General features: G+C 43.0%; 12 protein-coding genes. 2 read left to right on the forward strand and 10 right to left on the reverse strand.

Translation table 11 applies throughout. The features are described from left to right. The first annotated feature begins 40 nt into the window (after nt 1–40). Nucleotides 41–904: a pentapeptide repeat-containing protein gene (locus MKY99_RS16480; RefSeq protein ID WP_339265056.1), complete on the forward strand. Its 864-nt coding sequence runs from the start codon at nt 41–43 to the stop codon at nt 902–904. 11 nt (nt 905–915) lie between these two features. On the opposite strand, the gene MKY99_RS16485 is transcribed toward MKY99_RS16480, so the two are convergent. The 9 genes from MKY99_RS16485 to pdhA all read right to left on the reverse strand — a co-directional run bounded on the left by MKY99_RS16485 (nt 916) and on the right by pdhA (nt 12,797). Then, nucleotides 916–2,631, reverse strand: a complete 1,716-nt coding sequence (locus MKY99_RS16485) for a proline--tRNA ligase (protein WP_339265058.1) — start codon at nt 2,629–2,631, stop codon at nt 916–918. A 424-nt stretch (nt 2,632–3,055) separates the two neighbouring features. Further along, complete coding sequence (locus MKY99_RS16490; protein WP_042188798.1) at nt 3,056–4,543, reverse strand: glutamate synthase subunit beta; 1,488 nt, start codon at nt 4,541–4,543, stop codon at nt 3,056–3,058. A 230-nt stretch (nt 4,544–4,773) separates the two neighbouring features. Then, on the reverse strand, nt 4,774–5,265 hold the full coding sequence (locus tag MKY99_RS16495) for a dihydrofolate reductase (protein WP_149647325.1): 492 nt from the start codon (nt 5,263–5,265) through the stop codon (nt 4,774–4,776). A gap of 53 nt (nt 5,266–5,318) precedes the next feature. Next, nucleotides 5,319–6,299, reverse strand: coding sequence for a thymidylate synthase (locus tag MKY99_RS16500; RefSeq protein ID WP_042188802.1), 981 nt, complete (start codon nt 6,297–6,299; stop codon nt 5,319–5,321). Between the two features lie 107 nt (nt 6,300–6,406). Then, entirely contained in the window at nt 6,407–7,381 is a 975-nt protein-coding gene (locus MKY99_RS16505) for a S66 peptidase family protein (RefSeq protein ID WP_339271684.1), read from the reverse strand. A gap of 177 nt (nt 7,382–7,558) precedes the next feature. After that, a complete protein-coding gene (lpdA, locus tag MKY99_RS16510; protein ID WP_042188806.1) occupies nt 7,559–8,971 on the reverse strand; it encodes a dihydrolipoyl dehydrogenase in 1,413 nt (470 codons plus the stop codon). A 2-nt stretch (nt 8,972–8,973) separates the two neighbouring features. After that, nucleotides 8,974–10,626, reverse strand: coding sequence for a 2-oxo acid dehydrogenase subunit E2 (locus MKY99_RS16515; protein WP_339265061.1), 1,653 nt, complete (start codon nt 10,624–10,626; stop codon nt 8,974–8,976). Between the two features lie 110 nt (nt 10,627–10,736). Then, a complete protein-coding gene (locus tag MKY99_RS16520) occupies nt 10,737–11,714 on the reverse strand; it encodes an alpha-ketoacid dehydrogenase subunit beta (RefSeq protein ID WP_042188810.1) in 978 nt (325 codons plus the stop codon). 15 nt (nt 11,715–11,729) lie between these two features. Further along, the gene (gene pdhA / locus MKY99_RS16525) at nt 11,730–12,797 is read right to left on the reverse strand and encodes a pyruvate dehydrogenase (acetyl-transferring) E1 component subunit alpha (protein ID WP_042188812.1); all 1,068 of its coding nucleotides are present in this window, start codon (nt 12,795–12,797) and stop codon (nt 11,730–11,732) included. Between the two features lie 265 nt (nt 12,798–13,062). On the opposite strand from pdhA, the gene MKY99_RS16530 reads away from it, so the two are divergent. After that, nucleotides 13,063–13,794: an alpha/beta hydrolase-fold protein gene (locus tag MKY99_RS16530; protein ID WP_339265064.1), complete on the forward strand. Its 732-nt coding sequence runs from the start codon at nt 13,063–13,065 to the stop codon at nt 13,792–13,794. A gap of 136 nt (nt 13,795–13,930) precedes the next feature. Here MKY99_RS16530 and MKY99_RS16535 read toward each other — a convergent pair whose 3' ends face one another. Continuing rightward, nucleotides 13,931–14,395, reverse strand: coding sequence for a low molecular weight protein-tyrosine-phosphatase (locus MKY99_RS16535; RefSeq protein WP_042194033.1), 465 nt, complete (start codon nt 14,393–14,395; stop codon nt 13,931–13,933). Nucleotides 14,396–14,416: the final 21 nt, after the last annotated feature.

The raw sequence follows: 14,416 nt of genomic DNA on the forward strand, positions 1-14,416 counted from the left end.
AGTTTGGTAAACGAGGTTTATATATCGGAGGAATCAAAACGTGTCTGAAAATCACAAATTTACAGAACCTTATAAGGACAAAAACGGTCACTATTTAAAAGCAGAATGTGAGAGCTGCTTCGGTTTGTGCTGTTCCGCACTACCTTTTTCAGCTTCAGTGGATTTTGCTATGGATAAAGCAGCTGGCCAGCCGTGCCATAACCTTCAATCAGACTTTCGCTGTGGTGTACATACAGATTTAAGAGCGCTTGGATTTCGTGGTTGTACTGTATATGACTGTTTTGGGGCTGGGCAAAAGCTTTCTCAGGTTACTTATACCGGTGAGGACTGGCGGAAGAATCCAAAAACTGCAAAGCAAATGTTCGAGGTATTTACGGTCATGTGGCATTTGCACGAATTGCTATGGTACTTAAATGAATCATTGAACTTAGATATAACCCATTCAATACATGTTGAGCTGCAAACAGCACTCGATGAGACGGAACAACTCACTTTACTTAACCCTGATTCTCTACAGAAGGTGAATGTTGACGCTCATCGAGCAAAGATTAATCTGTTACTGCTGCAAGTCAGTGAACTTGTGCGTACTGAGGCTCGTCGTAAACTAAAAAAAGCATCGAGAACTTTCAGCCGTGGTGCTGACCTTGTCGGCGCAAATCTTAAAAATGCAGATCTCAGGGGCGCCAACCTGAGGGGAGCCTATTTGATTGCCGCTGACCTTAAAGGCGCTAATCTTAGAGGTGCAGATCTTATTGGTGCAGATTTCCGTGACACAGACCTTAGGGGCGCTGATCTATCAGAGAGCATTTTTCTAACTCAGGGTCAGATTAATGCGGCAATAGGTGATGATCTCACAAAGTTACCGCCACCACTTTCCCGCCCTGAACAATGGCTTTCAGTTTGAGTTATAGAAGTTTAATTCAGCTGCGAAAAGAATTCTTGGATACGAGAAACTGCTTCTAACTTTTCTAAGACTTCTTTACCCGCAGCGGAGGCTCTTTCTAGATACTCCACCCTACCTTGTGCAGCCTCCTTACCGACTACTAGCGTTACGGGTATACCAATCAAACTTGAATCCTTAAATTTAACGCCAGCACGTTCATCCCTATCATCTAGCAGCGTCTCAAAACCGAGCTTAGTAAGTTGATTATAAAGCTCCTCTGCAACTTCCAGTTGCTCCGAGTCCTTTATGGACATCATCAAAATATGAACCTGATAAGGTGCTAATGCAACTGGCCACATTATTCCTTGATCATCATGATTCTGTTCTACAATTGCGGACAATAGTCGCGAGATTCCAATTCCGTAACAACCCATGATCATAGGCTGACTTTTGCCTGAACGATCTAAAAAGGAAGCTCCAAGCTTCTCACTGTATTTGGTACCTAATTTAAAGACATGTCCGATTTCAATGCCTTGATGAAAATGAAGAACGCCATCCTCGCAATGTGGACAAGCTTCTCCTTCCGCTACATTGCGAAAATCCCCCACATGCTCAAGCCCAAAATCTCTACCAGGTACAACATTACGGAAGTGATAATCTTTTTCTCCTGCTCCCGTCGTACCTTCCGTCATCTCAGCAACTGCGGCATCAACTAGTACAGTTAATTGAGGTCCCACAGGCCCCACAAACCCACTCTCTACACCCGTTAAGGTTTTCACAGCTTCATAGTCAGCAAGCCTGATCTCCATTGCTCCGATATATTTACTCACTTTTATCTCATTAACTTCATGATCTCCTCGAACCACTACAGCAAAGAATTGTCCGCTACCTTCGTAGATCAATGTTTTCATAATCTGCTCTGGCTGGATCTCCAACTCCTGCTCTAATTGATCAATTGTACGTAAATTTGGAGTATGGAATTTCTCTATCGCTGGTACTTCGAAATTCATTTCCTTCTTAACAGGACGCACAGCTTCTGCCTGCTCCAGATTGGCTGCGTAATCGCAAGAGGAACATACCGCAATCGTATCTTCCCCGATATCAGCCAGTGCCATAAATTCATGGCTGCCCCCTTCTCCGCCAATTGCACCAGAATCTGCATGAACAGCTCTGAACTTCAATCCACATCGCTTAAATATCCGGTGATAAGCAGCGAACATTTGGTGGTATGATTTATCAAGTCCTTCAGAGCTTATGTCAAAAGAGTACGCATCCTTCATCAAGAACTCTCTTCCTCTTAGCAATCCGGAACGTGGTCGCCGTTCATCTCGAAACTTAGTCTGAATTTGATACACGGTAACAGGAAGCTTACGATAGGAGCTGATCTCATTCCGCACAAGTGTGGTTACTACTTCTTCATGCGTTGGACCGAGAATGAATTCCCGCTCATGACGATCCTTAAAAGTCATCAACTCCTTACCATAAACATCATAACGTTCTGATTCCTTCCAAAGTTCCGCAGGCTGCATGGATGGCATTAAAATCTCCTGCGTTCCGGAATGGTCCATCTCTTCTCTCACAATCGCTTCTATCTTTCGCAGAACCCGCCGTCCAAGTGGTAAATAGGTATATACTCCAGCAGCTAATTGACGGATATACCCCGCACGCAGCAGTAGCTGATGACTGTTTGTCTCCGCTTCCGAAGGCACCTCACGCAGTGTTGTTAATAATAAATTGCTTTGTCGCATCTTAAATACCCTCCCCCAGAAATTATCTCTCTAAATGCAAAAAGACACATTCGTCAGGGACGAATGTGTCGTGATACCACCCTTATTTAACTGCCAGCTCAACATACAATCTATTCTGATTTGGCAATCCTCAAATCGGATAACGGTCGATACCGGTAGCGGGTTAGTAGATACTATCGCTACAGCTACCAAGGCAGGATACCACTCACACGTGTTTGAGGAACCTTTCACCCGGTGGGTTCCCTCTCTGTTCTAACGCTTCTTGAATCGTAGATCCTTGGTCAATGCTTTTATCATGTGAATAATGTATTTAATTTATATGATACTGATATCTACGTCAAGCATCGCTTTATTTAAAAAACCGTTTCTCCAGCAGGTAAACTGCTTTTGAAACGGCTTATTAGACAATTATTATCTTAACGTTTTAAACAAGAACGGTTGAACCCATCAGGTATTTATCCACTTCACGCGCAGCTTCGCGTCCTTCGTTGATGGCCCATACAACCAGGCTTTGACCACGTCTCATATCGCCAGCAGCAAACACTTTATCCACGTTGGTATTGAATTTACCATAACGTGCTTTCACATTGGAACGACGATCTGTCTCAAGATCAAGCTCTTGAATAATATCTTGTTCTGGCCCATCAAAACCGATGGCTATCAAAGCTAATTGAGCAGGATATACAGCTTCGGTGCCTGGAACAGGTTGATAGATCTTACGACCTGTCTCATCCACGATCCGGCGGATCTGTACAGTATGCAGTTCTTTCAAGTTACCTTCATCATCACCTACGAATTTAGTAGTCATAATAGAGAACTCACGCGGGTCATCCCCAAATATGGCTTTAGCTTCTTCTTGCGCGTAGTCTAGGCTATATACATTCGGGAATTGTGGCCAAGGGTTAGCAATCGGATCACGCTGAAGAGGTGCTTTTTCATGTGTACCAAATTGAGTGATACTGCTGCAGCCATGACGAAGTGCTGTAGCAACACAGTCAGATCCAGTATCACCGCCACCCAAGACGATCACGTCTTTACCTTCAGCAGATACATAGTTGCCATCTTCAAGATTGGAATTCAAATAGCTCTTAATCGTACCATTTAAATAGTCCATGGCGTACATAACACCCTTAAGCTCACTGCCTTCAACGTTAAAACGACGTGCCTTTGTAGCTCCACCACACAGAACAACCGCATCATACTCATCCACTAGCTGTTGAGCAGGAATATCCTTGCCAATCTCTGTATTCACTACAAAATTAATACCTTCTGCAGCTAATAAATCTACACGACGTTGAACAACTCTCTTATCGAGTTTCATAGTGGGAATGCCATATGTCAGCAGCCCGCCGATGCGGTCACTGCGTTCAAATACAGTTACTGTATGTCCAGCCTTATTAAGTTGAGCTGCTGCTGCGAGTCCAGCAGGTCCAGAGCCTACGATTGCAATCTTTTTGCCTGTACGTTTCTCTGGAGGATTAGGTACAACCCAGCCTTCTTCAAAGCCCTTATCAATAATAGCTAACTCAATGGTCTTAATGGTCACCGGCTGTCCAATTAGACCCACTGTGCAAGAGCCTTCGCAAGGAGCAGGACAAATGCTTCCAGTAAACTCAGGGAAATTATTCGTCTTATGCAGACGTTCCAGGGCTTCTTTCCAGAGTCCGCGGTACACCAAATTATTCCACTCTGGAATTAGATTATGAACTGGACAACCCGAGGTTCCTCCAGCCATATCAATTCCTGTATGACAATACGGCGTTCCGCAATCCATGCAGCGCGCTCCTTGTGTCTGAAGCTCGTCCTCGGATAAATGATGGTGGAACTCCTCCCAGTCTTTTACCCGCTGCTCAGGATCCCGATCACCTGGGAGCTGCCGTTTATACTCCATAAAACCTGTAGGTGTAGACATGTTTACGTTTCCCCCATCCGTTCTCTTCGTGTTGAAGTATAGTACATTGTAGCATATTGCGGCTTCGTATGGTCGTGAGCAGCGCAATGAAGTACCTGCACATTCTATACCTGTAGATTATCATTTCTAATTTTAATTATAGTAGCACTCATTACTTTTGCACAGTAATGGATTAATCTACTGATTTTTTGTACTATTTCACATGTTATGTCAGAGAAAACGTTTTATTGCTATTCCGTACGTTCATAAACAAGAAAACGGTAATCATACGGATTCTTTTCATCACGAATTCCCTTCTTATTGGAAACCTCTTTCCATACACTCCAGTCAATATCAGGAAACCGGGTATTTCCTTCAAAATCCTGTTCAATTTGCGTTAACATCAACTTGTCAGCATACGGCAACATCAGCTTATAAATTTCCGCACCGCCGATCACCATCAGCTCATCGTCTTTTCTACCCTCGCTGAGAGCTTCCTCAAGCGTGTGTACAACCTCTGCACCTTCAGGAGCATAATCAGTATCTCTAGTCATAATTAAGCTTGTTCTGCCCTTTAGAGGCTTCCCTCCAAGCGAATCCCACGTTTTGCGGCCCATAAGCATTCTCTTTCCCAGTGTTTCTGCTTTGAAATAAGCGAAATCAAGCGGTAAATGCCAAGGCATATCATTATCTTTTCCAATAACATGATTGGTGCCCATTGCCCATATTAAGCTAATACTCATGATACACGCTCCTTCCTACCTATATAGATCAAAAAATCTTGATAACCATTAATTTATACTGCGATCGGAGCTTTTATCGAAGGATGCGGATTGTACCCTTCAATGATAAGGTCTTCCAGCTCGATATCAAAAAGTGATTTCTTATTTGAATTAATAACCAAGGTAGGCAATGGTCTTAAGTCTCTTGATAATTGCTCTTTTACTTGATCAACATGGTTTGAATAGATATGTGCATCACTAATGCTATATACAAACTCGCCTACTTCTAGACCACACTCATGTGCAATTAAATGTGTAAGTAAGGAGTAAGACGGGATATTGAAGTTAGCTCCAAGAAAAGAGTCAGCGCTTCGCTGCAGCAAGTGACAGCTTAATTTACCATTTGCAACATAGAACTGGAACATAACGTGGCAAGGTGGTAACGCTGCTTTACTCCCTTTTGCCCCAGCATTTATAACATCTTCCGGGTTCCATGCGCTTACAATTAAACGACGAGAATCAGGATTTGTTTTGATCTGATGAATTACATCTTGTAATTGGTCAATGGATTCACCTGTAGAAGATGTCCAATTTCGCCATTGCTTACCATAAACATTCCCTAGGTCACCATGCTTCGCTGCGAACGCATCATCTTCTAAGACACGATCACAAAATGCTTTCATCTCTGCTTGATAAACTTGATTGAAGTCTTCATCAATTAAACAACGATTCCCGAAATCAGTCATATCTGGACCTGTATATTCGTCTGATTCAACCCATCTTTTGAAAGCCCATTCATCCCAAATATGATTATTATTTTTCAATAAATAACGAATGTTTGTGTCGCCTTTAATAAACCATAATAATTCACTTGCGATTAAACGGAACGGTGTCCGTTTTGTTGTAAATAATGGGAAGCCTTTTGATAAATCAAATCGCATTTGATAACCAAATACACTAATAGTACCCGTTCCGGTACGATCTTCTTTTTTTACACCATTATCTAAAATATATTGTAAAAAATTCAAATAGGTTTGTTCTAACTCATTATTCAAATTACTGCACCTCCGTAATATTTCACCTCATATATTATATCTGAAAAATCCGATTTTTGTAGAAGGTAAGATATTTTTTAAATTTATTTAATAATCTGAGGAATTCACTACTCCGATATTCTTAACTCTACTCTAACCCCATAAGCACGAAGTGAGGCTTGTCCACCTACAGGGAAAGTAATCATAGGGGATGTATGTCCAAAGTCCACGTCTGCAATGACAGGAATGTCTGATAGCTCTTCTTTCGAAGTTATGATTTTGATCAACAGTTCTTTAGTCATACGTGATCCTTGTTGGAATCTGCCAATAACCAATCCTTTAACATGCTGAAAATCTGGTTGATGAATCAGCGATTGTAAATCCCTATCAAAGGTTGCAGGCGATGACTCATAATCATCCTCAAGAAATAATATCGAATTTTTTAAACTCGGCATATACTCCGTTCCCTGCAAAAGATTTAGTGTACAGAGGTTCCCACCGATAATTGTCCCTTTCGCTTCTCCATCATTGATAATGAACGGACCTTCATTTCTGATAAATACACGGTTCTCCTGATCCAGATACCACTCATCATCACTCCAATGCTTCGAAGGCCTCACCACTATTTCTTTGTTGTCCATCATCAGCTTACGGAAATATTCGGTGGTATATTCATTGTCGTGAAGCATTGCGAAGCTAGAAAAATGTGGTCCTGAATATGTAACTAATCCTGTTTTAGCATAGATTGCATTACTTAAAGCAGTAATATCCGAATACCCGCATAATCGTTTAGGATGCTCTGCAATGATGGAATAGTCGATATAACGTAGCAGTTGATTGCTATTAAAACCTCCAATGGTCGTAAGAATCCCTTTAACATTCGGATCTAAAAAAGCTTCGTGCAAATCCTCTATTCTAGAATCGATCGATGAGGAAGCAAAATCATCCTTCTCAAAAGAATTTACGGAAAATGATATCCGAAAACCTAATTTTTGCAGCTGTTCTTTGGCAATTTTCCTTTGTTCAGCAGCGATTAACGACAGACTTCTGGCAGGTGAGATGATTCGCAACTCATCACCAGGCTTTAACTTATTGGGTTTCATCATTTGTCCTCCCTATATAAGTTTTTAAAATACGGATGAATGATTTTATAGTGTATTCGCTCAAATTGTTTCATCTCCTCCCATTATATCTTTTTTCAAAAAAGTGGAAAACTCAAAAAGGCGAAACGCAAATGCGTTCCGCCTTTCAGTGCCTGCTAGAGCAATTGGGTAGAGAAATTATTTCATTACGTGAATAGGGTGACCTTCAACCAGTTCAGCAGCTTCCATGACGATTTCGCCAAGGGTTGGATGCGCATGAATAGTCAAAGCGATATCTTCAAGTGTTGCGCCCATTTCAATTGCCAAACCAAGTTCAGCGATCAAGTTAGAAGCTTCGATACCAACGATTTGTGCACCAAGCACAAGATTGTTTTCGGAGTTAGCAACAATTTTGATGAAACCTTCTGGGCTGTTCAAAGATACGGCGCGGCCATTCCCTGCAAATGGGAACTTACCAGCTTTCACTTTGTAGCCTTTGTCTTTCGCTTCTTTCTCAGTCAAACCAACGCTTGAGCATTCAGGATCTGTAAACACAACTGCTGGGATGACTTTGTAGTCAACAACAGATGTAAGTCCTGCAATCGCTTCTGCGGCAATCTTACCTTCGTAAGAAGCTTTGTGAGCCAACGCCAGACCTGGAACAACGTCGCCGATAGCGAAGATGTTAGGAATGCTTGTGCGACCTTGGTGATCGACCTTGATCAATCCACGCTCGTCGAGCTCAAGACCGATCAGGTCTAGTCCAAGTTCACCATCAGTGTTAGGACGACGACCTACAGTTACAAGCAAGTAATCCGCAGTAACTTCTTTGGATTCGCCACCAACAGAATATTTCACGGTAACTTCCTTGTCGTTCTGTACAGCACTTTCAGCTTTAGCGTTAGTTACGATTTCGATGCCAGTTTTAGCCATGTTTTTCGCAACAAGACGAGTCATATCTTTATCAAAGCCTGGAAGTACAGTATCCAAACCTTCGATGATTGTTACTTTAGTACCGAATTTGGAGTACATTTGGCCAAGCTCAGCGCCGATGTAACCACCACCGATTACGATCATGCTCTTCGGAATTTCTGGAAGCTCAAGAGCTTCAGTCGAAGATAGAATACGTCCACCGAATGGGAAAGGTTTCAGTTCAATCGGACGGGAACCTGTTGCAATGATACAGTGTTTGAAGCGGTAACGTGGGGATTCATGATCATTGAACACACGTGCTTCTGTGTCGCTGATAAACATGCATTCGCCGTTAAATACTTCAATTTTGTTGCCTTTCATCAAGCTAGTCACGCCGCTAGTCATTTTCTTAACTACGCCGTTTTTGAACTCTTGAGTTTTAGCAAAATCCACTTTAACGTTCTCAGCAGTAACACCGAAAACTTCACCATGCTTAGCAGATTCGAACTGATGTGCAGCAGCAATCAGTGCTTTAGAAGGAATACATCCACGGTTCAAACATACACCGCCGAGTTCCGATTTATCCACGATGAGGACTTTTTGGCCGAGCTGGGCGGCACGAATTGCCGCCACATACCCACCAGGACCTGCACCAATGACCAATGTGTCAATATCTAGAGAAGCGTCTCCTACTACCATAATTATACCTCCATAACCAGCAGCTCAGGATTATTGAGCAGCGATTTAATGTAGTTCATAAAGTTTTGAGCAGTCGCACCATCGATAATACGGTGGTCAAAGCTGAGTGACAACGCCATTACAGGAGCAACTACGATTTCACCATTCTTAACTACTGCTTTTTCACTGATACGGCCAGTTCCGAGGATAGCCACTTCAGGGAAGTTAATGATTGGAGTAAAGAACATACCGCCAGCAGAACCAATGTTACTGATGGAGATCGTGCTGCCCTTCATTTCGTTAGCAGACAATTTACCGTCACGACCACGAACTGCAAGGTCAGTGATGCTGCTAGCGATCATCCAGATGCTCTTACGGTCAGCATCTTTGATAACTGGAACGATCAAGCCGTTTGGTGTATCAGTAGCGATACCGATGTTGTAGTATTTCTTGTAAACAATCTCGCCTGCTTCTTCATCAATCATAGCGTTAAGCGCTGGGAATTGACGGGAAGCTGCAACCAATGCTTTAACAATGAACGGCAGGTAAGTAACCTTAACGCCTTTTTTCTCAGCGATTGGTTTCATACGTGTACGGAATGCTACCAGTTCAGTAACATCTACTTCGTCCATAATTGTAACGTGAGGTGCAGTGTAAGCCGATTTAACCATTGCATTGGCGATCGCTTTACGAATGCCCTTGTAAGGTACACGTTCTTCTTCAAGACTAACATTACCGCTCGCTGCTGCAGATGTTGCTTTAGCTTCAGTTTTAGCAGCCTTAGGAGCTTCAGAAGCTGCCGCTGCAGGTGTTGCCGCTGCCGCAGGTGCTGAACCACCTTTCAAGAATGCTTCAACGTCTTCACGAGTGATTTTGCCGCCTTTTCCAGTTCCGTTCACTTTAGAGATATCCACTTTTTGCTCACGAGCAAATTTACGAACGCTTGGTGTAGCCAACACATCACGGTCAGGCGCAGGTGCTGCACTAACAGATCCACCTTGTTTAGCATCAGATGGGCTAGTTGCTGCAGGGGAAGAAGTGGTATTTGCACTTCCTTTTGCTGCATCTGCTTCTGCGGAAGCATGACCTGCTTGTTCAGGAACGTCACCTTCTGCAGCAATGATAGCTACAACTTCGCCAACACGGCATACTTGACCATCTTTAGTCAGAACTTCCAACACAGTACCGTTCACTGGACAAGGAACTTCAACTACTGCCTTGTCATTTTGAACTTCCATGATGATATCATCATCGGTTACTTTGTCACCGGCTTTGATATGCATTTTGATGATTTCACCTTCATGCAGACCTTCACCCAGTTCTGGGAACCGATATTCAAAGTTCGCTGATTTAGCATTCGTAGGAGCTGGTGCAGCAGGTGCAGGTGCAGCTGGAGCTTCTTCAGCAGCATGACCTTCTTGCTCAGGCACGTCGCCCTCAGCTTCGATAATAGCTACAACTTCGCCAACACGGCAAACTTGGCCATCTTTAGTCAAAACTTCCAACACGGTACCGTTCACTGGACAAGGCACCTCAACTACCGCCTTATCATTTTGAACTTCCATTACGATATCATCATCCGTTACCTTGTCACCGGCTTTGATATGCATTTTGATGATTTCACCTTCATGCAAACCTTCACCTAGTTCAGGGAATCGGTATTCAAACTTTGCCACTTTGAAAACCTCCTTGTGAAATTGGGACTGACCTTATGGTTAGAATTCAGAAGAAGAAACGACGTTGTCATCCATAAAGGATGACAACCGTTTCTCATAGAAAAAATATTTTAGAAATCCAAAACTTTCTTCACGCCTGCAATAATACGCGCAGGGTTTGGAAGCCATGTATCTTCAATTTGTGCGAATGGATATACCGTGTCCGGACCTGCGATCCGAAGAACAGGTGCTTCCAAGTGCAGCAATGCTTTTTCGTTAATTTGTGCAATAACCTCAGCAGCAACACCGGAGCTCTTTTGAGCTTCTTGTACTACGATAGCACGGTTAGTCTTCTTCACAGACGCTACAATAGTGTCGATGTCGATTGGACTTACAGTACGAAGGTCAATAATTTCAACGTTAATGCCTTCTTTTTCGAGTTGCTCGGCTGCTTTGGTAGCTGTATGTACCATCAGCCCGTAAGTAATGATAGATACATCAGCACCTTCACGTACTACGTTAGCTTTGCCAAGTTCAACAGTGTATTCACCTTCTGGCACTTCAGCACGGAATGCATGGTAAAGGTTCAAATGCTCCATGAAGAATACAGGGTCATTGTCGCGGATAGACGCGATAAGAAGTCCCTTAGCATCATATGGGTTTGAAGGAATTACTACTTTAATACCCGGGCTTTGTGCAATCAAACCTTCCAGTGAATCTGTATGAAGCTCAGCAGCCTTAACTCCGCCACCAAAAGGAGTACGGAATACGATTGGAGCATTATATTTACCGCCAGAACGCCAGCGCAGACGTGCCGCTTGAACAACGATCTGATCAAGTGCTTCAAAGATAAAACCAACGAATTGAATTTCTGCAATTGGGCGGAAGCCTTGTACACCAAGACCAAATGCCAGACCACCGATAGCGGACTCAGCTAGTGGAGTATCAAAAATACGATCTTCGCCAAATTCCTTTTGCAGCCCTTCCGTTACACGGAAAACGCCACCTACATTACCAACATCCTCTCCGAAGATAAGAACGTTAGGGTCACGATTCAGTTCAACGCGCATCGCGTCGCGGATCGCTTCTTTCATATTCATTTGTGCCATTGCCTGATATCCCCCTTATTCAAAATCGGCTTTTTGCTCTTCCAGATGTTTAGGTGTTACTTCGAACATGCTGTCGATCAAGCCAGGTATAGTCATTTTTTCGGTTTGTTCAGCTTTTTTAATCTGCTCGTTAACAGTAGCTTTCGCTTCGTCTTTCACGCGCAGCGTATCTTCTTCAGTCCAAAGACCTTTCTTCTCCAAATACTTGGCAAGACGGTTGATTGGATCCTTTTCGCTCCATTGTCCTTCTTCTTCTTTCGAACGATATTTACTTGCATCGTCAGAAAGGGAGTGTGGACGGAAACGGTAAGTTACAGCTTCGATCAATGTAGCACCTTCGCCATTACGTGCACGCTCAGCAGCGTCACGAACAGCACTGATTACTGCAAAGATGTCCATGCCGTCAACTTTAATTCCCGGGATACCAGCTGCAACCGCTTTGTGAGCGATCGATTTGGAAGCTGTTTGTTTTGCGAATGGAGTCGTAATCGCGTAACCGTTGTTTTGAACAAAGAAGATAACAGGCAGTTTAAAGCGACCAGCAAAGTTCAAGCCTTCATAGAAGTCGCCTTCAGAAGAACCGCCATCACCAGTGTAAGTAATTGCAACACTCTTTTGTTTCTTCAATTTAAAGCCCATTGCAATTCCTGTAGCGTGCAGGATTTGCGCGCCGATGATAATTTGTGGCATCAATACATTAACGCCATCAGGAATAGCTCCACCATGTTGGTGTCCACGGGAATATAAGAATGCTTGGTACAATGGAAGTCCGTGCCATACTAGCTGCGGAATATCACGGTAGCCTGGGCATAAGAAGTCTTCTTTCTCCAAAGCGTACTCGCTACCAATCATAGTAGCTTCTTGACCGGATACCGGTGCGTAGAAACCAAGACGGCCTTGACGACCAAGATTTACTGCACGATCATCCCAAGTACGGGTAAATACCATACGATACATAATTTCTTTCAGTTGATCGTCGGTTAAATCAGGCATTTTATCCTTGTTGATAATTTCTCCATCCGGGGAAAGTACCGTTAGAGCCTCGACGTCCTCTGTATACACTTCATAAGGAACTTTACTCATTATCTTCACCTCAATAAAAAAATTTGAATATCAGCTGCCTCTGTTATAATATTATTATACACCTGTTTGGTTACTTTCGTCAAAGAAATACTTATAAAATTTATATTCCTTTAAATTTTGTATGTATAACAGGTGATTTATTTTTATATAACAGTTTAAAGCTTTTGGAACAAGTAAATGATTAATCACACAGTTACTCAGCTATTCATTTTAGAGCAAACCGTTGTGTATTGCAAAATTCGACAAGAAAGGTGACGTGGCAACTATGAGCGATTCTGTTTTTCTGAAACGCACAATTGTAAAAGAAACGCTTTGGAGTAAACATCTGCAGGAGGAACGTAAATTACGCATCTATCTTCCTCCCGGCTACAACGAAGTCTTGAGCTACCCAGTGGTATACTGCCAAGACGGCGAAGAGTTCTTTAACTTTGGCCGTATCGCTACACTCGCTGGACGTCTTATTATAGAAGAAGACGTGGAGCCCTTCATCATTGTTGGTGTCGAAGTAGACGTCGCTGTTCGGACTCAAGAATACGCTCCTTTTGGAAGCAGATTCAAGCACTACTTATCTTGCTTTTCCGAAGAGATTATTCCCTTCATTGAACAAAAATATCCTGTGCGCCGTACTCCGGACGAACGAATCTTAGCAGGCGACTCCCTTGGGGGCAGTGTATCGCTCCACCTTGCACTTGCTTATCCTGCAATCTTCACACGTATCATCAGCCTTTCCGGTGCATTCTATCCTGAATCCCGCGACATGCTGGCTAAAGAAGAGGATCTCTCCTGGCTCAACATTAATATGGTCGTTGGTCTGCAGGAAACAGACTACAAAACGGATACTGGCATTTATGATTTTGTTCAGATGAATCGAGAAACAAAAACATTGCTTGAATCACGCGGGGCAACCGTATCCTACCGAGAGAAAGACGGACTTCATCTCTGGGGCTTCTGGCAGAAAGAGCTACCAGAATCTCTACTCTATTTCTTAAACGCATAATGACCTATTGATAGTAGTAAATAGTGAACATCTAAAGAACAGTATGTAGATTACTTGATTGCGCTTACAGTTAAATCCAGCAATTTCCCTCGATTTACCATATGAATCATACAGAGAGAGCTGTAATCCGAATGGGTTACAGCTTTTCTCTTATCATTCTTTCCAGCAATATGTCACAGCCCGCGTTGATCAAATCATATACCTGTTCAAAATTACCTGTAAAATACGGATCTGGCACTTCGCGCAGCTCCTCCTCAGGCAATAAATCCATGAAGAACATTAGCTCGGCGTCTTTCCCGCCTGGAATCTTCCGAACATTCTCTCCATTAGACTTGTCCATGCAGACGATATAGTCAAATTTTTGAAAATCTTCACTGTCGACTAGCCGTGCTAACATGTTCTCATAGCTAATGTCGTTCTGATCAAGGATACGTCTTGTTCCTTCATGCGGCTCTTTTCCTATATGCCAATCTCCAGTTCCCGCTGAATCTACAAGAATCTTATCAGATAGTTCTCGTTCATTAATCTTATGCCGCAGAACAGCCTCCGCCATTGGTGATCGACAAATATTACCCAGACATACAAACAGTACGCTTACGATTTCGTTCACCTCCCAGTTGTT

This window comes from Paenibacillus sp. FSL R5-0470 (assembly GCF_037975205.1).
In the GTDB taxonomy this organism is placed as follows: Bacteria; Bacillota; Bacilli; order Paenibacillales; family Paenibacillaceae; genus Paenibacillus_AQ.